The following is a 22,821-nucleotide window of genomic DNA, read 5'->3' as shown; positions in this document are numbered from 1 at the left end:
CGAGTATATGCTCCCCCAAAGTGCATAAGCAGGGAGACCTCGGATGATCGATAGTGGCTTTGAAACGAAATCGCTGCGGATGGAATTGCTGCTGCTGGTGACCTTTCAGGCACCGGCAGCTGATGTCGACCGCATCATGGAGGCGGTGGTCGCGATCGCACCGCTCGGAATGGGCAAATATGACAGCAATGCCTTTCAGTCGGCGGACGGCATCGAACGTTACCGGCCGCTTGAAGGTGCCGCCGTCGGCGCCGAGACGGAATTGCGCAGGCGGTCGGGCACTGTCGAGGTGTCGTTCGAACTGCCCGATGACCAGAAGCTCGCCGCACGCGTCGTCGAAGCGATTTATCAGGTTCACAGCTATCAGGAACCGGTGATCCGCATTCAGCCACTGCTTGCCAGCCGCTCCAAGGGTCTCGACGACCGCGCCAACCCGAACCGCTGGTGGAACACGACGGGAGACTGGAAGACGGCGTTGCAACCGGAAACCGTCGCGGCGGAGTGACCGGAACCTGGTCGTATCTCGGTTTGAATCTGGCTGTCAGGAAGCCTGCCGATGAATGATGAAGCAAACCGCAACCCGGCAAGCGATCCCCAGGACCTGGCGCGGCTATTGGTTTCTCGCGAGCAAGGGGGAGACGCGGAAGGAATGGCTGCTCTTTACGAACCCGGTGCCATCCTCGATACCGGCAACGGACAGTTGGCCTGCGGCAGAGATGCCATCCGCCGATTTTACGCCAAGTTGGTGGCAGCGGGACGGAAGTTTGATCTCGGAGATCAGCGTCCGGCTATCATCAACAGGGATTTGGCGCTCACTTCCACGCGCCTTGCCGACGGCACCGTTACTGCGGAAATCGCTCGCCGGCAAGGTGACGGGAACTGGCTTTGGGTGATCGATCAGCCGTCCATCGCTCGATACTCATAGCCAGCATTCAAACTGAGACGCCACCCAGAGGACGGCCGGAGGCACACAGGAGCCTCCCGCGGCTGTCGGCACCCAATCAAATTGTCGGTTTTGGTAGCACATCAATGTCCGCTTCGTCCCCAGCCTCCATCGGCTGGCAATAAACCCGGACAACTCATGTGCTACCTAATCCGGACAACTCATCTGCTTACGGCACAGAACCTGGACAAGGGTTGACTTTCCGGGCGCGTTCTTTATGTGTCGCGGCAAGTTTCCCGCGTCCGGGTGTTTCCCGTGCTCCAGCGGCCAAAACTCCACGAACATTAACGGACGAACATCATGGCCAAAGCCGCAAACATCAAGATCAAGCTTCTGTCGACCGCCGACACCGGTTTCTTCTACGTGACCAGCAAAAACAGCCGCACCAAGACGGACAAGCTGTCGTTCCGCAAATACGACCCGGTCGCCAAGAAGCACGTCGAATTCAAGGAAACCAAGATCAAGTAATCGGGTTTTTTCTCGCAGTACCGAAACGCCGCCTTCCGGGCGGCGTTTTTCATTTCGGGATGCAGGGTTAGCCGATGCGATCGCCGCTTGCCGGATCGAACAGATGGAGCGATGCCGGATCAGCCGACAGGCGCACGGCCTCACCCGGCTTCACGCTGGCCCGGCCCATGGCAAACACGCAGACCTGCTGGCCGGCAAGCCTGGCATAGAACTGGGTGGACAGGCCGAGCGGCTCCACGACACCCACCTCGCCCTTCAGCGCGCCATTGTCGGCGAGCCGGATATGCTCGGGCCGCAAGCCGACGGTGATCGCATCGCCATCCCTGAGCGGCAGGCCGTCCGGCAGCCTCAGCTTCTGGCCGTCGGCCAGGATGGCATCCGGCTTGGCGCCCTTTTCAACCACGGCAGACAGAAAATTCATGCCGGGCGAGCCGATGAACCCGGCGACGAACATGTTGACCGGCCGGTCGTACAGATCGAGCGGCACACCGACCTGCTGGACGAGGCCGTCATGCATGACGACAATGCGGTCGGCCATTGTCATCGCTTCGGTCTGGTCGTGGGTGACATAGACTGAAGTGGTCTTCAATTGCTGGTGCAGCGCCTTGATCTCGGCACGCATGTGAACGCGCAGCTTGGCATCGAGGTTCGAAAGCGGCTCGTCGAAGAGAAAGACCTTCGGGTCGCGTACGATGGCACGGCCCATGGCGACGCGCTGACGCTGGCCGCCGGACAATTGCCGAGGCAGGCGCTGCAGAAGCGCATCGAGCCCGAGCCGCTTGGCGGCCCCGTCCACCCTTGCATCGATCACCGGCTTCCCGGCCTTCCTCAGCATCAGGCTGAAGCCCATGTTCTTCGACACGTCCATGTGCGGATAGAGCGCGTAGGACTGGAATACCATGGCAATGTCGCGGTCCTTTGGCGCCATATCGTTGACCAGGCGCTCACCAATATGGATTTCGCCGTCGGAGACCTCCTCCAGCCCGGCGATCATACGCAGCAGTGTCGACTTCCCGCAGCCGGACGGGCCGACCAGAACGACGAACTCGCCGTCGGCGATTTCGAGATCGACTGCGTGCAGAACGCGCACCGCTCCATAGTCTTTGCGGACTTTGTCAAGTGTAACGGAGGCCATCGATCTATCCCTTGACAGCGCCGGCGGTAAGGCCGGTGACGAGGTAGCGTTGCAGGAAGGCAAAGAAGACGCAGACCGGGATCAGCGCCAGGATGGAAGCCGCCATCATCTGTCCCCAGTCGACCGCGAATTTGCCGATATAGGTGAGCAGGCCGACCGCGAAGGTCTTCTGGTCGTCGCTGGAAATCAGCATCAGCGCAAACAGCAACTCGCTCCAGGCGGCGGTAAAGACGAAGCCGAGCGTCGCGCCCATGCCGGGCAGCGTCAGCGGCACGATCACCTTGCGCATCGCCTGCAGGCGCGTGCAGCCGTCGATCATGGCTGCCTCTTCCAGGTCTCGCGGGATGCCGTCGAAGAAAGATTGCATCAGGAAGGTCGCAAAGGCCGTATTGAATGCGGTGTAGATGATGACGAGGCCGGTTAGGCTGTTGATGAGGCCGATCTGTCCCATGATGCGGTAGATCGGCGGAATGACCATCACCAGCGGAAAAGTCTGGGTGAGCAAAAGCAGGATGGCCAGGGTCGCCTTGCCGCGGAAGGAAAATCGCGACATGGCGTAGCCGGCCAGCGTGGCAATGACCGTTACGAAGGCTGCCGTCGACACCGAAACGATAACGCTGTTCAGGAAATAGCGTGGAAAATCGGTGGCTTCGAGCACGGTGACGAAGTTCTGCAGCGTCGCTTGCGACGGCCAGAAAGTGATGCCTTCGGAATAGAGCAGCCGCTCCGGCGTAACCGAGATCTTCAACGTCCAGAAGATCGGGAACAACGCGAAGGCCATATAGGCACCGATGCCGCCGTAAAGGCCGATACCGCCGAGGACGCGCGAGGAAGCGGAGCGTCCGGCAATCATCAGACGTGCCTCACCAGCGAACGGCGGATGCCGATAAGCGCAATCGCATAGACGATGAGCAGCACAAGCAGCAGGACCGCCACTGCGGAGGCATAGCCTTTGTCCAGCGACTTGAACGCGCTGACATAGATATAGACCGGCACTGTGGCGGTCGAACCGGCAGGCCCGCCTTCGGTCATGACGAAGATCAGGTCGGCGAATGTGGCGATCCATATCGTGCGCAGCATGACGGTAATGACGATGGTCGGCGCCAGGAACGGCAGCGTCACCTTGGTGAAGCGCTGCCACGGCGAGGCGCCGTCGATCGCCGCCGCCTCATGCAGTTCTGACGGGATCGACTTCAACGCCGCCAAAAGCGTGATGGCAAAAAAGGGAATGCCGAACCAGACATTGGCGACGATCGGCCCCCACATGGCTGTCGAGGGATCGGAGAGCACGTTGGTTGGCTCGGCTTTCAGCCCCAAGGCGTAGAGCCAATGCGGCAGCGGCCCGATGATCGGGTTGAACAGCCAGGCCCAGGTCAGGCCAGAGAGGAAGGACGGTACCGCCCAAGGCAGGAACACCACGGCCTGCACGATCTTTCTGCCCCGGAACGGGGTGTCGAGCAGCAGCGCCAGGCCAAGTCCAAGGAAAAATTGGAAGAACAGGCTGGCTGCCGTCCACCACAGCGTGTTGACAAGCGCCTGCCCGAGCACGGGATCCGACAGCATCGCCTGATATTGCCCAAGCCCGACATATTCGGATTTGAAAGCGGAGAATTTGCGGAACGAGTAGCCGACACCGATAACCAGCGGCACCAGCAGCACGACGACCAGCAGCGCGATCGCCGGGCTGAGATAGAGCCAAGGCTCGATCGCGGCATGGGATAGCCGCCTCTTTCGCGGCCTCCCGGCGGATCGGATTTCGGACACGGCATAGGTCATTGGTACTGGATCGTCTCCTGGGTAAGCACGGGCTGGCGACAGCGCCTTCCCCGTTTACGGGGAGATGCCGGTCCACCCTCCGCAGCTGCAGCGCACCTGCTGCGGAGGACGGGCAGGCAGATGAGAAGCAGCGCGAGCCAAGTCGGGTTGGCGCCGCCCCTCATCCGTCACGTCGTGACACCTTCTCCCCGTGAACGGGAGAAGGAAGAAAAGCTATTTCTTGTTCTTGGCCAGCCAGTCCTGCTGTTCCTTGGTCAGGAACTTGGCCCATTCGTCGGCCACGTCCTTGGCCGCCTTCTGACCAAGTAGCACTTCCTGAAAATTCTTGATCGCCACCTGGTCTACGAAATTGCCAAGGTTTTCCAGGTGAGTCGGCGGCGTCACCATCTCGTATTTGTCGCCGTTGTTCAGTTCCTCGAACCAGCCCTTGAACTGCTCGGTCCTGAAGTGAGCGTCCTGGTCGGCGCCGTTGTGGATTGGAATGACGCCGACTTCCTTTGCCCATTCCAGATTGTCCTTGGGCGACAACAGCGTCGCCATCAGCTTCCAGGCATCGTCCTTGTGCTGGGAATTGGCGAACATCGCCCAGCCGGCATAACCGAGCGTCGGATAGGATTTGCCGCTCGGCCCGACCGGCATCGGCGCCACGGCGAAGTCGTCGGCGCTCATCTTGTCGGCGATGCCGAGCAGCGCGTCGGGATCCTGGTTCAGCATGGCGCAAGTGCCGGAATAGAAGCCGGTGACGGTCTCGTTGAAACCCCAGCTCACCGCATCTTTCGGCGCCAGGCCGTTCTTGTACATGTCGGCGAGCATCTGCAGGCCTTTGACCGAGCCTTCCTCGTTGATGGTCGAGGTGCCGTCCTCGTTGAAATAGCCGCCCTTGCCAGCGGCGATGTTCATGAACATATGCATGCCGTTGAAGGCGCCCGGGCCGCCGCGCAGGCAGTAGCCATATTTGCCCGGTATCGCCGAGATTTTTTTGGAGTCCTCGACGAATTCATCGAGCGTCGCCGGCGGACCGTCCAGACCGGCCTCCTTGAACAGCTTCTTGTTCCAGAACAGCGCGTTCAGGTAATAGCCGTAAGGGATCATGTACTGCTTGTTATCGACCGTCGAGCCGAACTGCTTGGCACGCTCGCCAAGCGTTTTGGCATCATCCCATTTGGCCATGTATGGCCCGAGATCCTCGAGCTGGCCGTTGGTCGCATAGAGGCCCATCCAGCGCTCCGGCATCTCGACGATGTCGGGCGTGTCGCCGGCCTGCACCATGGTGAGGAACTTCTCGAACGCCTGGCCCCAGGGCAGCGATACCAGCTCGACCTTGACACCCGGATTGGCCGCCTCGAATTCGGCGATCTGCTTCTTGAGGAATTCGGTACGCGGCGGACTGGTGATGACCTCGACCATCTTGACCGTGGAATCGGCCAGCACGCTGCCGGCGGAAATCGCCAGACCCGCGACGGCACCAAGAAGGATGCTCAGTTTTTTCATGTTCAGCACTCCCATTTTGAACGGCTCCTTTATCTTTTTGCTCTGTCGAAGGCCTGGGCAACATCCGCCCACAGGTCTTCGACACTTTCCAATCCGACACTGAAGCGGATGGTTCGTGGGCTGACGCCGAAGCGCGCCATCGAATTCAGGCCCGGCGTCTGCTCGAGCGAGGCCTTTGCCGGAACGACCAGGCTCTCATGGCCGCCCCAGCTGACGCCGATGCGAAAGAGTTTCAGCGCATCGACGAAAGCCGGGATGTCGACGTCTTCCGTCACTTCGAACGAGAACAGCCCGGCATAGCCGGCAAGCGTCGCCTTGCCTGGATGGTTGGAATAGGCCGGGTGGTTGACCCGCTCGACATGGTCATGCGCTTTCAGCCGTTCGGCGATGGTCAGCCCGCTCTTCATGTGGTGCGGCAACCGCAGCGGCAATGTGCGCAGGCCACGCAGCAACAGCCAGGCCTCGAAAGGCGAAAGTTTGCCGCCGAGGTAGGAATAGGTCTGCTCGTTGATATGTCGGATATGGGCGGCCGAACCGGCCACCACACCGGCGACGGTGTCGCTGTGGCCGCCGAGATATTTCGAGGCCGAATGCAGCACCAGGTCGACCCCGTGCGAAATCGGCTTCTGGAACACCGGCGTCGCCCAGGAATTGTCGATCGAGGTGATGATGCCCTGGTCTTTGGCCAGCCGCGCCAGCTGGGTTATGTCCTGGAGCTCGAACATCATCGACGTCGGGCTTTCCAGGTAGAGCAGCTTGGCGCCGGGAAGTGCTGCCGCGACCGCGTCCGGATCGGAACCGTCGACGTAGTCGACCTTGATGTTGAGCCGTGGCAAAAGCCGTTCGAACAGCCGGTAGGCATCGCCGTAGCAATTGCGCACGACAACCATGCGCTCACCGGCACCGACGAAAGCAAGCACCGTGGCGCTGATCGCCGCCATGCCGCTGGAAAAGCCGCGCGCGGCCTCCGCGCCTTCGAGAGCGGCGACACGCGCCTCGAACTCCATGACCGTCGGGTTGTCGCCGCGCGAATAGATCGGCTGACGTCGCCTGCCGGCGAATGTGTCGGCCATCTCGGAATAGTTGGCGAAGGTGAAGAGCGAAGTCTGGTAGATCGGCGGGACCACCGCGCCGCCGGGGAAAGGCTCGTCATGGGCGAGAAGCGTCGCTGCCTCGGCGAGATAGTCGTTTTCGAAACCGGCGGGATGATCGCTCATTTCTGGCCTGAAAGTTCGAGTTTGGCCGCGCCGCGCTTCAGATCGTCCTCGACGGTGGCGATCAGCTTGAGCGCCTCGGCCCGGGCCCCCTCCGGATCGTGCGCGGCAATGCGTTCGTAGATGGTGCGGTGGTAAGGAAAGCTGGCGTGGCCGAAATCACGAACGCCGAGCGGATGCTCCCAGAAACGATGGAACAGTTCGTGCATGGCGGCGATGATCTGCTCGAACAGCGGATTGCCGGAACTGCGGTAGATCGACTGGTGGAATTCCCAGTCCTCCTCCGCCGACATCCCGGCGCGGGTGTGGAAGGCCTGCTCCATAATGTCGAGCTTGCGCCCGATCTCGACGAGATCTGCCTGGCCCGCGCGGACGGCGCACAGGGCGGCGGCTTCCGCTTCCAGCGCCCGGCGGATTTCCAGCGTCTGCATCAGGCTGGTGAAATCATTGCCGCCGGCCAGCGTCAGCGGCATGTGCAGCATGTCCAGCGAGACCACTCCCTTGAGATAGGTGCCGCTGCCTTGGCGCCGTTCGACCAGGCCGAGCCCTTCCCACCGCGTCAACGCCTCGCGCACGGTGTTGCGGCTCACCTTGAGGCGCTCGGCAAGGATTCGTTCGGTCGGCAGTCTCTGGCCGGGCCCGAGAGCTTCCCGCATCACAAAGCCGGCCAGCGCCTTGAGCACCGCGTCGTCACGAGCAGTTGCCTGTATGGGGGAAAGGCCGAATTCGGTCATGCCAACGGGTCACCAAATGGCTCAATGGTCCAACCAATTTCTGCATAGAAGACAGGGGCCTGTCAATCGACTGCGGGCGCATACGCCCTGCCCAGCCGGCTATTTCAAAGGGCGCTGTCGCTGCCGCGACAAAAACCAAGCGTTTTCCGGGTCTTGGCGTAGAATCCTGATGTGTTCTGAAAATTGGGGGCCGGCCGGCGTTTGGCAGCGGTACGAGGAGGCCACTATGTGCCAGCGCCGGCCGGCCGACCCCACGGACCCAGGAGATGCGGCGGACCTGAGCATCATGGGGTATTCTTCGGGTCGAACCGGCGATCTAGCCTCGTGCCGGTTACGTCTAAGGGCTGCACATTTGCGCAACAACTTATGGAAATCAACCGTTTCTTAACCAAGCCTCGCAAATCGCTTGGATTAAGGTAAATTCGTAACCTTGTCGCGTTGACCCGGCAATTGGTGTTCGGTGCTAAGCCGCCTTGGCGACGACGCGATTGCGGCCGCCGCTCTTGGCTTCGTAGAGCGCAAGGTCGGCGCGTTTCATCAGCGCGGAGACCGTGTCTACCCCCTTCAGCACCGACGACACGCCGACGCTGACGGTGACTTCGACGGCTTTGCCTTCGGCGCCGACGGGAAACGGCAGCTGGGCGATTTCGGCGCGAATGCGCTCGGCGACCTTTTCGGCCACCGCGCCGTCGGTGTCCGGCATCACCACGACGAACTCCTCGCCGCCAAAGCGGCAGGCCAGGTCGATGCCGCGCACATTCTTGCGCAGCCGCCGCGCAAATTCGCGCAGCACGTCGTCGCCGCCGTCATGGCCATGCGCGTCGTTGATGCTCTTGAAGCGGTCCAGATCGGTGATCATCACCGACAGCGGCCGGCGCCGTGCCACGGCGCGGTCGAACAGCGTCTGCAGATGGCTGTCGAGATAGCGCCGGTTGTGCAGGCCGGTCAGGGCATCGGTCACCGCCATCTCGATGGTCTGGGTGACGCTGGCGCGAAGCTGGTCGTTGTAGCGCTTGCGCCGCACCTGCGTACGCAGCCGCGCGGTCAGCTCCTGCTGGTCGATCGGCCGCATCAGATAATCATTGATGCCGAGTTCGAGGCCGCGGATGATACGCCCCTCCTCGCCCTCGTCCGCCAGCAGGATGATCGGCAGGAAACGGGTGCGATCGAGCGAGCGCAATTGCGAGCAGAGCCTCAGCGGGTCGAAATCGGCGAAGGCCGTCGAGATCATCACGCATTCATACGGCTGCTCGGCGGCCTGGAAGAAGCCTGCATGCGGATCGTTGGCGACGTCGAGATCGGCACTGCCGCGCAGCATCTTCTGGATGCGCTCGAACGAGGATTTGCGCTCGTCGACCAGCAGCACCTTCGGCACCGCATCGTCGGTAGCGAAGTTGCGGCTCAAAAGCTCCTCGATGCCGATATTGCGTGTCGTCGAGGCGCGCAGCCGCAGCTCGTCGGTCAGCGATTTCAGCCTGACCAGGCTCTTGACGCGCGTCATCAACTGCAGATCGTTGACCGGCTTGGTCAAAAAATCGTCGGCGCCGGCCTCGAGGCCGCGCACCCGGTCCGAAACCTGGTCGAGCGCGGTGATCATCACGACAGGGATGTGCGATGTCGCCGGGTCGCCCTTCAGCCGCCGGCAGACCTCGAACCCGTCCATGTCGGGCATCATCACGTCGAGCAGCACGACGTCGACCTTGCCGTTCTCGCAGATCTCGATCGCGTCCGGCCCGTTGGTGGCGGTCAGGACCTCGAAATATTCGGCGAGCAGCCGAACCTCCAGCAGCCTGACATTGGCTGGGATGTCGTCGACGACGAGGATCCGCGCGGTCATTTCACAAAGCTCCGGCTCGGCTGGAAAGATACATCAGGCATCGCCCAGGTAGGATTTGATGGTTTCGATGAAACGCGGCACCGAGATCGGCTTGGAGATATATGCCTCGCAGCCGCCCTGGCGAATGCGCTCCTCGTCCCCCTTCATCGCGAAGGCGGTGACGGCGATGACCGGGATGACGTGGAGATCATCGTCCTCCTTCAGCCATTTGGTGACCTCGAGGCCCGACACTTCCGGCAGCTGGATGTCCATCAGGATGAGGTCCGGCCTGTGCTGCCGCGCCAGATCCAGCGCTTCCAGGCCGTTGCGTGTGCGCACCGTCTCGTAGCCGCTCGCTTCGATGAGGTCGCGAAAGAGCTTCATGTTGAGCTCGTTGTCTTCGACGATCATAACCTTCTTTGGCATCGATTTCCCGTCCCGGCTGACCTTCCACTCGAAGGGTGCCGTCATGCGCCCCTTGTCGGCACGCACCAAACCTGTTCCCACTATACGGCAATATGATTGACGAAACGCAAACCGGCCGCCCTAAAAGCGTTCGGATTCCAGATCGGCGGCTTGCTGCCGGCGACACTTGCCACTACTGCGAAAACAGAACGATTCCGCCCATGAAGGAAGGTAGCGATGGCAAACGCAGCGTCAATGCGCGAGGAAGCGGAAACCATTGCCGTAAAGGCGTTGGGCTTCGTCGCCGCCGATCCGGAACTTCTGCCCCGCTTCCTGGCGATCACCGGCATCGAAGCCCATTCCATCCGCCGGGCGGCGGGCGAGCCGGGATTCCTGGCCGGCGTGCTGCAGTTCATCCTTGCCCATGAGCCGACGCTGATGCGTTTTTCCGAGGAGACCGGAACGCCGCCCGCCGCAGTCGGCAAGGCATTGCGGGCGCTGCCGCTCGGCGACGACAATCATGAGCATTCGGTATGAGCGACGATCCCGAGACGGCGCGGCAGATCGAGGAGCTGGCCGCCGACGACCGGCCGCTGCTGGTGCTCGACGTCGACGACGTCGTGCTCGAATTCATCCGGCCGTTTCCGCATTTCCTCAAATCGCGCGGCTTCGGCCTGACGCTGGCTTCCTTCCGCCTCACCGGCAACATCACCGAAACGGCGAGCGGCCGTTTGATCGAACAGCCCGAGGTTACGGCACTTCTGGGGGAATTCTTTGACGCCCAGGCCGATTGGCAAAGCATCACCGACGGTGCCGAGGATGCTCTTGCAGCGCTTAGCGACAGCGCCGAGATCGTTCTGCTAACCGCCATGCCGCACAAGCACCGCGTGGTGCGCCGTGCGCATCTCGACGCGCTCGGATTGCCCTACCCGCTTTTGACCACCGAAATGGCCAAGGGACCGGCGGTGGCCAAATTGCGCGGCAACAAGGGCCGCCCGGTCGCTTTCGTCGACGATCAGCCGTCCAATTGTGTGTCGGTGCAGAACTCGGTCGCCGATGCGTATCTCTTCCATCTGATGGCCGACAATTCGCTGCGCGCTTTCCTGCCGCCGCCGCCGGACGGCGTCAGAGTCGTCGAAGACTGGCGCGACGCCGCGCCGAAGATCGCGAGCGCTCTGGGGCTTTAATGGGAGCGCTCAGGGCTGCAGCTTCGGTCCTGCCCCGCCATTGTCGCCGCCGTCCGAATCCTCGCCCCCGGTCGAATTGTCCGTTCCATTCGCGCCATCATCGCCCGAGTTGTCATCCTGGCCGGCGCTGTCGTCCTGGACTTCATCCGGCCCCTTCAGCATGGCGCCGTTGACCGCAACGGACCCATCGGCCTTGGTGTTGATCACCCATTCCAGCCGGCCATCCGGCAGCGTCTTGCCAAAACCTTTGACGGCCAGCGCAAAGGGGAAGGCCTGCGCCATCTGCTCATCGCTCTTGGCGCCTTCCTTCAAGGCATCGACGATCCTGTCGTAGCCGGCCACAGCGACGGTCACGGTCGCATCAGGCTTTTCGCCGCCCGGGAAAGTCATCTCGCCTTCCATGGCGACTTCGACGTCGCCATTCTTCACGGTCGAGTGGCCGAGGATTACTTTGGGTTTCTTGGCCTTGAAATCGGCGACCAAAGCCTTGCCGAATTCCCCCGGCAACGGCGGATTCTTATTGAGATCAAAGGCTTCGATCGCCTTCTTCGCCATCGTGTCGAGATCGATATTGGCACCGCCGAAGTTGAGGTCGATATCCGTCGGCACCAGTGGACCAGTCCAGGCGGGCAGCAATTGCCGGGGGATCGTCAGACCGGAGGCCTTGATCCCATAGTTGATCTTGCCGTTCTGGGAGACGCCATCCATGCCGCTAGCCAAATCCAACTGCTTCGCACCCCACTTGCCGACTGGGCTCTCAATTGCGAAATCCTTGAAGGCGTACGTTCCGTCGATTCTTTCCCAGACAGGCAACGCCGCAAGGAGACGTGACTTAAGTTCCGCCTGATTTACTTTCAGTTTCGCCTCGTCTTCATTAGCGACGGCAAAAGCAAGCAGATCCATCAACGGCTTTGTCCGAACACCCTTGCCGTTTGCATGCACCGAAAATTCCGGCGCATTGAGGGTGACCGGGAAATTCAACCCTCGCTCGGGATCGTTGATTTTGAGGACTTCAGCAAAATTCAAGATCTTTTCCGCGACAGTGAAATCGATGCCGCCGTTCGCCGATTTCGTCGAATTTAGCGTGGCGGTGCCGGCACCGGCAGAGACATCGGCCTCTTGCTTCGGCTCCCGGGTTTTCATCGTCATAGCGTCCATTGACCCCGTGGCGCTGACGAAGGCCACCAGGGCCGGATCATACACACCGGTGAACTTGTTGTTCGACACCGAAAAGTCGATGTGCTGCGGCCCTTGAGGCCCCTTGAAATCGAACGATCCGGTCAGCGACGTATCCGCCGACACGTCCCACTGCCCGTCCTGGCGCGGCTTGACCCGCATGTCGTAAGGCGTGACGTCGAACTTGAAGGAATCCTGTTTCGACAGCAAAGCGACGAGCGGCTTGAAATCGACGGCGAGTTTGTACGCATCGCCGTCGGCAGTGATTTTCACCAGCCCGATATCGAAACCCTGCCTGCCGAAATAATGTGCCAGATCATCGGTAAGCTTCTTCGCGCCTTGGCTGTCGACGGTCTGGGCGAAAGCGGGCGCGCTAAACGCGACGGCGAGAACAAGTGGCAATACACGCTTCACGTCGATTCTCCGTTGTCTCGGGCCAAATCATTGCTTGTATTAGTGAAACAGCGTTACAGCGGCAAGACGCCGGCTGTAGGCCAAAAGCGCATCCGGCTAAAGCACCAGCCGCACCAGCGGTCGGCCTGGCTTACGTTCGACCAATCGCTGGAACCCGGCCTTCTCGAAGACCCGCGACGAGCCTACGAACAGCCCGATCGAGCGCGAATCCTTCGACAGGTCGATCGGGCAGGCCTCGATCAGCCGCGCGCCGTTCTCGCGGGCGAACTCGATGCCGCCTTGGACCAGGCGGTGCGACAGGCCCTTGCCGCGTGCTTTGGTGCGGATGAAGAAGCAGGAGATCGCCCAGACGCCCGGATCGCTGGCGTCGGCGGGGTCGATCGGCGCCGACCCCCTGCCCTGGTTGTTCCATTCGGGCACGTCGGCACGCGGGCCGATCTGCATCCAGCCGACCGCCTGGCCACCCTCGAAGGCCAACAGGCCCGGCGGCGGCCCGGCCTCGATCCGCGCCTTGATGTGGTCCTTGTTGCGCTCCCGGTTGCTCGCGCGGCGCGCTGCGGGCGACAGCCGGAAATGTGTGCACCAGCAGCCGTAGCAGGCGCCTTGCCTACCGAAAAGATCTTCGAAATCCGCCCAAAGCTCGGGCACTAGCGGCGCTATGGTCGTATTCATGAGCTCTCTCCCGGCCCACCGCCTTGTCGTGGCATCCGTCCTGACGTACCATTGCATTTGTTCTCTTTATGTTCGCAGCGATGGCGGCCCCTGTCAACAATCCCGAACACGGTTTTTGCCGCGACTGCCTGAGTTTTCAGCGCAGCGAGGCACGCCGTTGCGAGCGCTGCGGCAGTCCACGGCTCGCCCGCCATCCGGAGCTCTACCGGCTGCGCCTTGCCCATATCGATTGCGACGCGTTCTACGCGGCGGTCGAAAAGCGCGACAATCCGGCGTTGAAGGACCGGCCATTGATCATCGGCGGCGGCAAGCGCGGCGTCGTCTCCACCGCATGCTACATTGCCCGCATCCACGGCGTGCGCTCGGCAATGCCGATGTTCAAGGCGCTCGAAGCCTGCCCGGAAGCGGTGGTCCTGCCGCCGGACATGGAAAAATACGTCCGCGTCGGCCGTGAGGTGCGCGCCATGATGCAGGCGCTGACGCCGCTGGTCGAGCCGCTCTCGATCGACGAGGCCTTTCTCGACCTCGCCGGCACCGAGCGCCTGCATGGCCTGCCGCCTGCGGTGGTCCTGGCGCGCTTCGCACTCGGCGTGGAAAAGGAGATCGGCATCACCGTTTCGGCCGGTCTTTCCTACTGCAAGTTCCTGGCCAAGGTGGCATCGGACTTCCGCAAGCCGCGCGGCTTTTCGGTGATCGGCGAGGCCGAGGCTATCGGCTTCCTGGCCGAGCAGCCGGTGACGCTGATCTGGGGGGTCGGCAAGGCCTTTGCCGCCACGCTCGAGCGCGACGGCATCCGCACCATCGGCCAGTTGCAGCGTATGGAACGTGGCGATCTGATGCGCCGCTACGGCGTCATGGGCGACCGGCTCTACCGGCTTTCGCGCGGCGAGGACGACCGTCGCGTCGTTCCCGACCAGGACGCGAAAAGCGTCTCGGCGGAAACCACTTTCGATACCGACATCGCCTCCGTCGACGAACTGGTTTCGGTGCTGAGGGCGCTGTCGGAAAAAGTCTCGGCCCGGCTGAAGAAATCCGGAATTGCCGGACGCACCGTCGTCCTCAAGCTGAAGACGCAGGATTTCAGGATCCGCACGCGCAATCGCCAGCTCGGCGATCCAACCCGGCTGGCCGACCGCATCTTTCAGACCGGGCTCGAGCTGCTGCGCAAGGAAGCGGATGGCACGAAATACCGGCTGCTCGGCATTGGCGTCAGCGATCTCTCCGACGATGACCGGGCGGACCCGCCCGACCTGGTCGACGTCCAGTCACGCAAGCGCGCCATGGCCGAAGGCGCCATCGACACGCTGCGCGGCAAGTTCGGCCGCAGGGCGGTGGAAACCGGCTATACCTTCGGCAAGGGCCGCGATGCCCATCCGCCCGAACCGGTCGAGGAATGATACCGGCATGTTTGAGATTCAGGTCAGGCCGAGTCGAGAAGGGTGGTTTCCGAGAACCGGAGCGGAGCGCACTTGTGAGTACGTGAGCACTGGATGCGCAGGAAACCGCTTTTCGCAGGCCGGCCTCACCTGAATATCAACTTGCCCCAGTCACGTGCGCTGCAGATCGATCCGGGTGGTCACCACACTCTTCCCGGTTTTCGGATCGGTATCGACGACGATCAGCCGCATGCCATTCTCGCCGTTCTTCTCGACCGTCATTTGCGCCTTGCGATCGCCATTGACCTCCTTGGCCCAACGGATGCCGAGATTGATTGCGTTGCCGGAGCGGCTGCCGCTCAATTGCGCCGGCCCGGTGCGCGATCCGACATAGGTGCCGGTGTATTTCGTCCCGCTCGATTTGAGATCGGCGCTGATGGCGCGCGTTACCACGATAAGACCGCGGCAGCTGCCGTCGAGCGACAGCGAGCTCGACGTTGCGTCGGAATTGAAATGACAGGAGACATTCACCGTCGGCGCATCGGTGGTCACCTTGACGATGCCTTTGCCGGCGAAATTCCCCTGGAATGAGCGAAGAAAATCCGGATCGTCGGCATGCGCTGCCCCGGCCCCGGCCGTCAGGCAGCCGGCAAGTACAAATCGTGCAAGTGATTTCATCGGACCGCTCCTCGTTGGTATCCAAAACACAGCACGCAAACACTGAGGGACCAACGCTCCCCTCAGCGGCGGGTTCCGGCTTCAACATCACTGTTTGCAACGCTGCGCGGCTGGCCCAGTCGAATGCGTCGGCTAGCGGTTGCGATGAGCGCTCCGGCTTGCGACATAGCCGCATGGCACCCGCACCCTCGATCCCCAAGGCCGCGTTCTGGATGGCGCTGTCGATCGCCTCGTTCCTGGCGATGTCGGTGGCCGGCCGTGCCACGACGGCCGAACTAAACGTCTTCCAGGTGCTCGAGCTGCGCTCGGTGATCGGCTTTTTCATCCTGTTGCCGCTGGTCATGATGTCAGGCGGTTTTGCGGCGATGCGCACCGGACGCCCGCTGGCTCATATCGCCCGCAACGTCGTCCACTATACCGGCCAGGCTGCCTGGCTCTACGCCCTGACGCTGATCCCGCTTGCGGTACTGATCTCGATCGAATTCACGACGCCGATCTGGACCGCTTTGCTGGCCGTCGCTTTCCTCGGCGAAAGGCTGTCCCGGCCACGGCTGGCGGCGATCGTGCTCGGGCTGATCGGCGTTGTGATCATCGTGCGTCCGGGCGTCGGCGCGGTCAATCCGGGACATGTCATCGTGCTGGGAGCCGCGGTCTGCTTCGGCGTCTCGGTGGTCCTCGTCAAGTCGCTGACGCGGACGGACAGCGTCGTGCGCATCATCTTCTGGATGTTGATCATCCAGTCGCTGCTTGGCCTCGTCCCGGCGCTTTACGAATGGCGCAACCCGCCGCTTGAGCTCTGGCCGTGGATCCTGCTCATCGCCTTCACCGGCATGTCGTCGCATTTCTGCATGGCCCGCGCACTTGTCTATGCCGATGCGACGGTCATCTCGCCAATGGACTTTTTGCGCGTGCCGCTGTCGGCGGTGATCGGATGGCTGCTCTATCACGAGCAGATCGACGCCTTCACCGCCGGTGGCGCCCTGCTGATCCTCATGGGAAATCTGCTCAACCTGCAGCGGAGAGCACCGCAACCGGCGGAGATCGCCGCTTCATAAGCGTGCGCTAACTGTTAGACCAGTTCCACCTCGACCACGCCCGGCACCGCCCGCATCGCCGACGCGATCTGCGGCGATACGCGGTAGCGGTTGGGCAACTCGATCTCGACCTCGCCCTCGCCGCCTTCCTTGATGACGATGATGCTCACCTGACTGTCGCCACGCTGGCCAAGCTGCGATTGGATTGTCGATGCCGGTGCGTCATTTCTGACGAAGATGCGCAACGCTTTCTGGATACGGCTTGCCTCTTCCTCCAACGACTGCACGGTCTGGATGCGCAGATTGACGCCTTCAGGCCTGTCCTCGGCCGAAACGGTGATCACCACCGAGCGGCCGGGTTCGAGCAGGTCGCGGTATTGCGCCAGCCCCTCGGAAAACAGCACCGCTTCATACTGGCCGGAGGTGTCGGAGAACTGCACGACGCCCATCTTGTTGCCGGTGCGCGTCTTGCGCTCCTGCTTGGTGGTCACCGTGCCGGCGAGCCGGCCGGCGGCAGCACCGCGTTTGACGGCGGCCGAAAACTCGCCCCAGGTCTGCACCCGCATTTTCTGCAGCGCCGCCTTGTATTCGTCGAGCGGATGCGCCGAGAGATAGAACCCGACCACCTGGAATTCACGGTGCAGGCGGTCGGCGGCGAGCCAGGGATCGGTCGCCGGCAAGTTGAGCGCCTGCGACTGTGCGCCGAGCGAGGCGCCAAAGATGTCATGCTGGCCGGTGACGGCATTCTGCTGCGCCAGCGACGCCAGCCCCATCATCCGCTCGACGCCGGCCATCATCGCCGCGCGGTCATGACCGAAGCAGTCGAGCGCGCCGGCCATGATCAGGCTTTCGAAGACGCGCTTGCCGACGATCTTCGGATCGACCCTTTCACAGAAATCGGCGAGGCTCTTGAAGGGTTTTTCGCCGCGCGTGGCGACGATGTGCTCGACCGCCGCATCGCCGACGCCCTTGAGCGCGGCCAGCGAATAGAAGATGCGGTTCTCGCCGACCTCGAAATCCCGGAACGACGTCATGACCGACGGCGCCACCACCTCGATGCCGAGGCGCAGCGCATCCTGGCGGAAATCGGCGAGCTTGTCCGTATTGCCCATGTCGAGCGTCATCGATGCCGCCAGGAATTCGACGGGGTAATGCGCCTTCAGATAGGCGGTCTGGTAGGAGACGACGGCATAGGCGGCGGCATGCGATTTGTTGAAACCGTAGTCGGCAAACTTTGCCAGCAGGTCGAAGATGAAGTCGGCTTGCGGCTTGCCGACGCCGCGCTCGACCGCGCCCGAAACAAAGCGCTCGCGCTGCTTGTCCATCTCGGCGCGGATCTTCTTGCCCATGGCGCGGCGCAGCAGATCGGCTTCGCCCAGCGAATAGCCGGAGAGCTCCTGCGCGATCTGCATCACCTGTTCCTGGTAGACGATGACGCCTTGCGTCTCCTTGACGAGATGGTCGATCTTCGGGTGGATCGACGCCATCTCCTCCTCGCCGTGCTTTCTGGCGTTGTAGGTCGGTATGTTCTCCATCGGCCCCGGCCGGTAGAGCGCGACCAGCGCGATAATGTCCTCGATACAGTCGGGCCGCATGCCGATCAGCGCCTTGCGCATGCCGGCACTTTCCACCTGGAACACGCCGACCACCTCGCCGCGCGACAGCATGGCGTAGGTTTCGGGGTCGTCGAGCGGAATGTGGGCAAGATCGATCTCGATGCCGCGGCGGCGGATCAGCTTGACGGCCCTGTCCAGCACCGTCAGCGTCTTCAGGCCAAGGAAGTCGAATTTCACCAGCCCGGCCTGCTCGACATATTTCATGTTGAACTGCGTGACCGGCATGTCCGAGCGCGGATCGCGGTACATCGGCACCAGCTCCGACAGCGGCCGGTCGCCGATGACGATGCCGGCGGCGTGCGTCGAGGCGTGCCGATAAAGACCTTCCAGTTTCTGCGCCGTATCGAGCAGCGTCTGCACGATCGGCTCACGCTCCGCCTCTTCGGCAAAGCGCGGCTCGTTGGCGATGGCGTCGGCGAGCTTGACCGGATTGGCCGGGTTCGACGGCACCATCTTGCTCAGCTTGTCGACCTGCCCGTAAGGCATCTGCAGCACGCGGCCGACGTCGCGCAGCACCGCGCGCGCCTGCAACGTGCCGAAGGTGATGATCTGGCCAACCTGGTCGCGGCCGTATTTCTGCTGGACGTAGCGGATGACTTCCTCGCGCCGGTCCTGGCAGAAGTCGATGTCGAAGTCGGGCATAGACACGCGGTCGGGATTGAGGAAGCGCTCGAACAGCAGCGAAAAACGCAGTGGGTCGATGTCGGTGATGGTCGTGGCATAGGCGACCAGCGAGCCGGCGCCCGATCCGCGGCCCGGGCCGACCGGAATCCCTTGTGCCTTGGCCCATTTGATGAAGTCGGCAACGATCAGGAAATAGCCCGGATATTTCATCTTCTCGATGACGCCGAGCTCGAAATCCAGCCTTTCGCGATATTGCTCGACGGTATAGCCGGGCGTCGGCCCGTGCGCCGCCAGCCGCGCCTCTAGCCCTTCATGCGCCTGCCTGGCAAGCTCCTGCGCCTCCGCCTTGACCGCAGCATCGGCGTCGGCGACATCGCGGCCGGCAAAGCGCGGCAGAATCGGATTGCGGGTCTTCGGGTAATACGAGCAGCGCAGCGCGATCTCGACGGTGTTGTCGATTGCTTCCGGCAGGTCGGCGAACAGCCTCGCCATATCGGCCTGGCCTCTCAGGAAGTGGTCGGGCGAAAGGCGGCGGCGATTGTCGGCCGCAACCACGGAACCTTCGGCGATGGCGATCAGGGCGTCATGCGCCTCATAGTCTTCACGAGAGAAGAAAAACGCCTCGTTGGTGGCAACCAGCGGCAGATCGTGGCGGTAGGCGAGATCGACCGACAACTGCTCGATGGCGCGGTCATAGCCGGACACGCGCTCAAGCTCGACATAGAGCCGGTCGCCGAACAGGCTCTTGAGCGCCGAGAGCCGGGTCTCGGCGAGTTCGCGGCGATCCTGTTTCAATGCAGTGCCTATCGGACCGCGCGGCCCGCCCGTAAGGCAGATCAATCCGTCGGTGTGGCCCTGCAGCATCTCGCTCGTCAGATGCACCGCTTCGCCGGGCGGTGTCTCGAGATAGACGCGGCTGACCAGCCTGACCAGATTGCCGTAGCCGGCCTCGGTTGCGGCGATCAGGACGACCGGCCGCATCTCCGGTCCTTGCCGCCTGCGGTCGCGCTGGCTGTCGCTCGCCTCGCCGGAAAAGGCGAGGTCGATCTGGCAGCCGATGATCGGCTGGATGCCATCCTTTACCGCCTTCTGGGCGAATTCCAGCGCGCCGAACAGATTGTTGGTGTCGGTGACGGCGATTGCCGGGCATTCGTCCTGCACCGCATGGCCGACGATCTTGCCGAGCTGCAAGGCACCTTCGAGCAGCGAATAGGCCGAATGCACGCGCAGATGAATGAACCGACGCGCCGCCGCCTCCGCCCGCGACGCCTTTGCATAGGCCTCGCGCAGCAAGGGATCGCGTGGAAGTCTTTCATCCGCCATGGTTTTTTCGCGCCGCCTGAAAGGACTCAGTCGATGAAGTTGTATTGTCGAGCGCCGGGTAGCACGAGTCCAGCGCTAGTGATTAGAGCTTTGGAGGTTTAGAGCAACCGCCGAAGCTGCCAATTTCCCCCCTTGTGGGGGAGATGTCCGGCAGGACAGAGAGGGGCGCTGTCCCGCCAACCTCAGGCTACAAACAAAACCCGCCTCGGCGGGCGGGTCGTTGGAGCCAATTAGCACCATAGCCAAATTAATAGCATAGCTGCCGGCACAAAGCAAGAACAAAATACGGCGCGACGGGGAAAAATTCGAGTTGTCCGTCTCCCGAGGGCGTATCCAGAGGATTGCAGGTCGCGTTCCTTCGCGCCCCCCTCTGTCCTGCCGGACATCTCCCCCATGAGGGGGGAGATTGGCCATCATCTCGGCTTTCGCCAATTTCCAACGTTGCAGGAGCGAGCTGGGCCCCGAAGCTGCCAATCTCCCCACTTTAGGGACACTTGAGGGGGAGATGTCCGGCAGGACAGAGGGGCGCGCTGTCCCGCCAACTTCAGACAGAGCGTCGAGGGCGGGTCCAACCTCACGCGAATTCCATGATCACAGCATCGACGGCAAGGCTGTCGCCGGGCTTGGCGTTGAGCTTCGAGACGATGAGGTCGCGCTCGGCGCGCAGCACGTTTTCCATCTTCATCGCCTCGACCACGGCCAGCGTCTCGCCGGCCTTGACCTCCTGCCCCTCGGCAACGGCAATCGACACGACGAGGCCGGGCATCGGGCATAGCAGCATCTTCGAGGTATCCGGCGCCACTTTTTCCGGCATCAGCCTTTCGAGTTCGGCGGTGCGCGGCAGCATGGTGCGGGCTGTCACCGAGATGCCTTTCCAGGCGATGCGGAACCCGTTCAGCACCGGCCTGACTTGCGCCGCGACCTTGCGGCCGCCGACCGTGCCGCGCCAGATGAGATCGCCCGGCCGCCAGTCGGATGCCACCGTCAGCGGTTTGCCGCCGTCGATTGTGAGGTCGAGCTCCATCGGAATGGAAATCATGCCTTCGACGATGGCAACCGAAAGATAATCCCGGCCGATCTTCACCACCCAATCGCGTTTCAAGGCGCCCGAATGCGGCGCCAGCCGCCCGCCCAGCCGGTCGAGCCGGTCGCGGCGCAGCAGTTCGACCGCGGTTGCGATCGCGGCCAGCACCGCGTTTTCTTCGCTGTTCGGCACAATGGGCGCGAAGCCGTCGGGATATTCCTCGGCGATGAACGCCGTCGATAGCCGCCCTTCCCGCCAGCGCGGATGCTGCATCAGCGCCGCCAGGAACGGTACGTTGTGCTCGATGCCGTCGACGACGAAACTGTCCAGCGCTTCCGACATCGCGTCGATTGCCGCCAGCCGTGTCGGCGCCCAGGTGCACAGCTTGGCGACCATCGGGTCGTAGAACATCGAGATTTCCGAGCCTTCGGTAACGCCGGTATCGTTGCGGATGACGATTTCGCCGAATTTTCCCTCTTCCGGCGGCCGGTATTTCGTCAGCCTGCCGATCGACGGCAGAAAGTTGCGATACGGATCTTCGGCATAGAGGCGGCTTTCCACCGCCCAGCCGTTCAGCTTGACGTCGCTCTGCTTGATGGCGAGCTTTTCGCCGGCCGCCACGCGGATCATCTGCTCGACCAGGTCGATGCCGGTGACGAGTTCCGTCACCGGATGCTCGACCTGCAGCCGCGTGTTCATTTCCAGGAAATAGAAGTTCTTGTCGCTGTCGACGATGAACTCGACCGTGCCGGCGCTCTGGTAGTCGACGGCCTTGGCCAGCGCCACCGACTGCTCGCCCATGGCTTTGCGGGTCTTGGCGTCGAGGAACGGCGACGGCGCCTCCTCCACGACTTTCTGGTTGCGGCGCTGGATCGAGCATTCGCGCTCGCCGAGATAGAGCGTGTTGCCATGCGCGTCGGCGAGCACCTGGATTTCGATATGGCGCGGATCGACGATGAATTTTTCGATGAAGACGCGGTCATCGCCGAACGAGCTTTTCGCCTCCGACCGCGCCCGGTCGAAGCCGTCGCGCACCTCTGCCTTGCTCCAGGCGATGCGCATGCCCTTGCCGCCGCCGCCGGCTGAAGCCTTGATCATCACGGGATAGCCGATTTCGCCGGCTATTCTTTCGGCATGGGCGGCGTTTTCGACGACGCCGAGCCAGCCGGGCACCGTCGACACCTTGGCCGCATTGGCGAACTTCTTCGATTCGATCTTATCGCCCATCGCCTTGATGGCCTTCGGCTTCGGGCCGATGAAGACGATGCCTTCCTGCTCCAGCGCTTCGCAGAAGGATGCCCGCTCGGACAGGAAACCGTAGCCGGGATGCACGGCCTCTGCTCCTGTGGCCTTGCAGGCGGCGATGATCTTTTCCGCGACCAGATAACTTTGCGCAGCCGGCGAAGGCCCGATATGCACCGCCTCGTCGGCCATTTCGACATGCACGGCGTCCCGGTCGGCGTCGGAATGGACCGCGACGGTGGCGATGCCCATCTTGCGCGCCGTCTTGATCACGCGGCAGGCGATCTCGCCACGGTTGGCGACCAGGATCTTTGTGAACATGCAGGCCTCGTCCCTCGGCTGCCCTTCTTTTACGGGCTTCCCGTTTTATGGGCTTCAGGGGGCCGGTCAAGGCAAAGTCGGAGCCTATCCCGCATGCAAATCGGCGGGCGCTGACGAAAATCCGGGGTCACAACGTCGCTTCGTGCATAGCG

The 22,821-nt window shown here is 62.5% G+C and carries 20 protein-coding genes; 7 read left to right on the top strand and 13 right to left on the bottom strand.

Annotation, left to right across the window (positions count from 1 at the left end; translation table 11 throughout):
* The first annotated feature begins 43 nt into the window (after positions 1 to 43).
* The 3 genes from NKH59_RS12945 (at position 44) to rpmG (ending at position 1,411) form a co-directional block, all read left to right on the top strand.
* Complete coding sequence (locus NKH59_RS12945; RefSeq protein WP_352540638.1) at positions 44 to 505, top strand: YqfO family protein; 462 nt, start codon at positions 44 to 46, stop codon at positions 503 to 505.
* A gap of 51 nt (positions 506 to 556) precedes the next feature.
* Positions 557 to 925, top strand: a complete 369-nt coding sequence (locus NKH59_RS12940; protein ID WP_352540639.1) for a YybH family protein — start codon at positions 557 to 559, stop codon at positions 923 to 925.
* A gap of 318 nt (positions 926 to 1,243) precedes the next feature.
* Entirely contained in the window at positions 1,244 to 1,411 is a 168-nt protein-coding gene (rpmG, locus tag NKH59_RS12935; RefSeq protein ID WP_006201775.1) for a 50S ribosomal protein L33, read from the top strand.
* A gap of 67 nt (positions 1,412 to 1,478) precedes the next feature.
* Here the strand turns inward: rpmG and NKH59_RS12930 are convergent, their stop codons facing one another.
* The 8 genes from NKH59_RS12930 to NKH59_RS12895 all read right to left on the bottom strand — a co-directional run bounded on the left by NKH59_RS12930 (position 1,479) and on the right by NKH59_RS12895 (position 10,003).
* Positions 1,479 to 2,546 (bottom strand): ABC transporter ATP-binding protein, encoded by a 1,068-nt coding sequence (locus NKH59_RS12930; protein WP_352540640.1) that lies wholly within the window; start codon positions 2,544 to 2,546, stop codon positions 1,479 to 1,481.
* Positions 2,547 to 2,550: 4 nt separating this feature from the next.
* A complete protein-coding gene (locus NKH59_RS12925) occupies positions 2,551 to 3,399 on the bottom strand; it encodes a carbohydrate ABC transporter permease (protein ID WP_352540641.1) in 849 nt (282 codons plus the stop codon).
* Positions 3,399 to 4,322 carry a carbohydrate ABC transporter permease gene (locus NKH59_RS12920; RefSeq protein WP_352540642.1) on the bottom strand — a complete coding sequence of 308 codons (924 nt, stop codon included), beginning with the start codon at positions 4,320 to 4,322 and terminating at the stop codon, positions 3,399 to 3,401. The genes NKH59_RS12925 and NKH59_RS12920 overlap by 1 nt, the downstream gene beginning before the upstream one ends.
* A 213-nt stretch (positions 4,323 to 4,535) precedes the next feature.
* Positions 4,536 to 5,813: an ABC transporter substrate-binding protein gene (locus tag NKH59_RS12915; RefSeq protein ID WP_031212851.1), complete on the bottom strand. Its 1,278-nt coding sequence runs from the start codon at positions 5,811 to 5,813 to the stop codon at positions 4,536 to 4,538.
* A gap of 29 nt (positions 5,814 to 5,842) precedes the next feature.
* Positions 5,843 to 7,030 carry a PLP-dependent transferase gene (locus NKH59_RS12910; protein WP_352540643.1) on the bottom strand — a complete coding sequence of 396 codons (1,188 nt, stop codon included), beginning with the start codon at positions 7,028 to 7,030 and terminating at the stop codon, positions 5,843 to 5,845.
* Positions 7,027 to 7,761, bottom strand: coding sequence for a FadR/GntR family transcriptional regulator (locus tag NKH59_RS12905; RefSeq protein WP_023679986.1), 735 nt, complete (start codon positions 7,759 to 7,761; stop codon positions 7,027 to 7,029). The genes NKH59_RS12910 and NKH59_RS12905 overlap by 4 nt, the downstream gene beginning before the upstream one ends.
* Positions 7,762 to 8,224: 463 nt before the next feature.
* Positions 8,225 to 9,598: a PleD family two-component system response regulator gene (locus NKH59_RS12900; RefSeq protein WP_352540644.1), complete on the bottom strand. Its 1,374-nt coding sequence runs from the start codon at positions 9,596 to 9,598 to the stop codon at positions 8,225 to 8,227.
* A gap of 33 nt (positions 9,599 to 9,631) precedes the next feature.
* On the bottom strand, positions 9,632 to 10,003 hold the full coding sequence (locus tag NKH59_RS12895; RefSeq protein ID WP_006334976.1) for a response regulator: 372 nt from the start codon (positions 10,001 to 10,003) through the stop codon (positions 9,632 to 9,634).
* Positions 10,004 to 10,219: 216 nt separating this feature from the next.
* On the opposite strand from NKH59_RS12895, the gene NKH59_RS12890 reads away from it, so the two are divergent.
* Positions 10,220 to 10,519, top strand: a complete 300-nt coding sequence (locus tag NKH59_RS12890) for a DUF3572 domain-containing protein (RefSeq protein WP_352502452.1) — start codon at positions 10,220 to 10,222, stop codon at positions 10,517 to 10,519.
* Complete coding sequence (locus NKH59_RS12885; protein WP_352540645.1) at positions 10,516 to 11,169, top strand: hypothetical protein; 654 nt, start codon at positions 10,516 to 10,518, stop codon at positions 11,167 to 11,169. The genes NKH59_RS12890 and NKH59_RS12885 overlap by 4 nt, the downstream gene beginning before the upstream one ends.
* Positions 11,170 to 11,178: 9 nt before the next feature.
* On the opposite strand, the gene NKH59_RS12880 is transcribed toward NKH59_RS12885, so the two are convergent.
* Complete coding sequence (locus NKH59_RS12880; protein ID WP_353022141.1) at positions 11,179 to 12,507, bottom strand: hypothetical protein; 1,329 nt, start codon at positions 12,505 to 12,507, stop codon at positions 11,179 to 11,181.
* 348 nt (positions 12,508 to 12,855) lie between these two features.
* Positions 12,856 to 13,431, bottom strand: coding sequence for a GNAT family N-acetyltransferase (locus NKH59_RS12875; protein ID WP_352471783.1), 576 nt, complete (start codon positions 13,429 to 13,431; stop codon positions 12,856 to 12,858).
* 68 nt (positions 13,432 to 13,499) lie between these two features.
* On the opposite strand from NKH59_RS12875, the gene NKH59_RS12870 reads away from it, so the two are divergent.
* Entirely contained in the window at positions 13,500 to 14,828 is a 1,329-nt protein-coding gene (locus NKH59_RS12870) for a DNA polymerase IV (RefSeq protein ID WP_352471784.1), read from the top strand.
* Positions 14,829 to 14,978: 150 nt separating this feature from the next.
* Here NKH59_RS12870 and NKH59_RS12865 read toward each other — a convergent pair whose 3' ends face one another.
* The gene (locus NKH59_RS12865; RefSeq protein WP_352471786.1) at positions 14,979 to 15,485 is read right to left on the bottom strand and encodes a hypothetical protein; all 507 of its coding nucleotides are present in this window, start codon (positions 15,483 to 15,485) and stop codon (positions 14,979 to 14,981) included.
* 173 nt (positions 15,486 to 15,658) lie between these two features.
* Here NKH59_RS12865 and NKH59_RS12860 point away from each other — a divergent pair, with 173 nt between their 5' ends.
* Positions 15,659 to 16,540, top strand: coding sequence for a DMT family transporter (locus NKH59_RS12860; RefSeq protein WP_352471788.1), 882 nt, complete (start codon positions 15,659 to 15,661; stop codon positions 16,538 to 16,540).
* Between the two features lie 14 nt (positions 16,541 to 16,554).
* Here the strand turns inward: NKH59_RS12860 and dnaE are convergent, their stop codons facing one another.
* Both dnaE and NKH59_RS12850 read right to left on the bottom strand, forming a co-directional pair.
* On the bottom strand, positions 16,555 to 20,082 hold the full coding sequence (dnaE, locus tag NKH59_RS12855; protein WP_352540647.1) for a DNA polymerase III subunit alpha: 3,528 nt from the start codon (positions 20,080 to 20,082) through the stop codon (positions 16,555 to 16,557).
* Positions 20,083 to 20,656: 574 nt separating this feature from the next.
* The gene (locus NKH59_RS12850) at positions 20,657 to 22,669 is read right to left on the bottom strand and encodes an acetyl-CoA carboxylase biotin carboxylase subunit (protein WP_353022139.1); all 2,013 of its coding nucleotides are present in this window, start codon (positions 22,667 to 22,669) and stop codon (positions 20,657 to 20,659) included.
* Positions 22,670 to 22,821 lie beyond the last annotated feature (152 nt).

It is taken from the genome of Mesorhizobium sp. M0998 (assembly GCF_040318885.1).
In the GTDB taxonomy this organism is placed as follows: Bacteria; Pseudomonadota; Alphaproteobacteria; order Rhizobiales; family Rhizobiaceae; genus Mesorhizobium.
Note: the sequence above shows the minus strand (reverse complement) of the source record. Positions and strands in the feature narration are given on the sequence as shown.

Bases quoted from the DNA above. Each gene is read 5' to 3' on its own strand.
- NKH59_RS12850 (WP_353022139.1), bottom strand. From the start codon at position 22,669: ATGTTCACAAAGATCCTGGTCGCCAACCGTGGCGAGATCGCCTGCCGC.
- NKH59_RS12880 (WP_353022141.1), bottom strand. From the start codon at position 12,507: ATGCGGGTCAAGCCGCGCCAGGACGGGCAGTGGGACGTGTCGGCGGAT.
- NKH59_RS12875 (WP_352471783.1), bottom strand. From the start codon at position 13,431: ATGAATACGACCATAGCGCCGCTAGTGCCCGAGCTTTGGGCGGATTTC.
- NKH59_RS12920 (WP_352540642.1), bottom strand. From the start codon at position 4,322: ATGACCTATGCCGTGTCCGAAATCCGATCCGCCGGGAGGCCGCGAAAG.
- NKH59_RS12885 (WP_352540645.1), top strand. From the start codon at position 10,516: ATGAGCGACGATCCCGAGACGGCGCGGCAGATCGAGGAGCTGGCCGCC.
- NKH59_RS12890 (WP_352502452.1), top strand. From the start codon at position 10,220: ATGGCAAACGCAGCGTCAATGCGCGAGGAAGCGGAAACCATTGCCGTA.
- NKH59_RS12930 (WP_352540640.1), bottom strand. From the start codon at position 2,546: ATGGCCTCCGTTACACTTGACAAAGTCCGCAAAGACTATGGAGCGGTG.
- NKH59_RS12915 (WP_031212851.1), bottom strand. From the start codon at position 5,813: ATGAAAAAACTGAGCATCCTTCTTGGTGCCGTCGCGGGTCTGGCGATT.
- NKH59_RS12895 (WP_006334976.1), bottom strand. From the start codon at position 10,003: ATGCCAAAGAAGGTTATGATCGTCGAAGACAACGAGCTCAACATGAAG.
- NKH59_RS12940 (WP_352540639.1), top strand. From the start codon at position 557: ATGAATGATGAAGCAAACCGCAACCCGGCAAGCGATCCCCAGGACCTG.
- NKH59_RS12870 (WP_352471784.1), top strand. From the start codon at position 13,500: ATGTTCGCAGCGATGGCGGCCCCTGTCAACAATCCCGAACACGGTTTT.
- NKH59_RS12905 (WP_023679986.1), bottom strand. From the start codon at position 7,761: ATGACCGAATTCGGCCTTTCCCCCATACAGGCAACTGCTCGTGACGAC.
- NKH59_RS12925 (WP_352540641.1), bottom strand. From the start codon at position 3,399: ATGATTGCCGGACGCTCCGCTTCCTCGCGCGTCCTCGGCGGTATCGGC.
- NKH59_RS12900 (WP_352540644.1), bottom strand. From the start codon at position 9,598: ATGACCGCGCGGATCCTCGTCGTCGACGACATCCCAGCCAATGTCAGG.
- NKH59_RS12860 (WP_352471788.1), top strand. From the start codon at position 15,659: ATGGCACCCGCACCCTCGATCCCCAAGGCCGCGTTCTGGATGGCGCTG.
- NKH59_RS12865 (WP_352471786.1), bottom strand. From the start codon at position 15,485: ATGAAATCACTTGCACGATTTGTACTTGCCGGCTGCCTGACGGCCGGG.
- dnaE (WP_352540647.1), bottom strand. From the start codon at position 20,082: ATGGCGGATGAAAGACTTCCACGCGATCCCTTGCTGCGCGAGGCCTAT.
- NKH59_RS12910 (WP_352540643.1), bottom strand. From the start codon at position 7,030: ATGAGCGATCATCCCGCCGGTTTCGAAAACGACTATCTCGCCGAGGCA.
- rpmG (WP_006201775.1), top strand. From the start codon at position 1,244: ATGGCCAAAGCCGCAAACATCAAGATCAAGCTTCTGTCGACCGCCGAC.
- NKH59_RS12945 (WP_352540638.1), top strand. From the start codon at position 44: ATGATCGATAGTGGCTTTGAAACGAAATCGCTGCGGATGGAATTGCTG.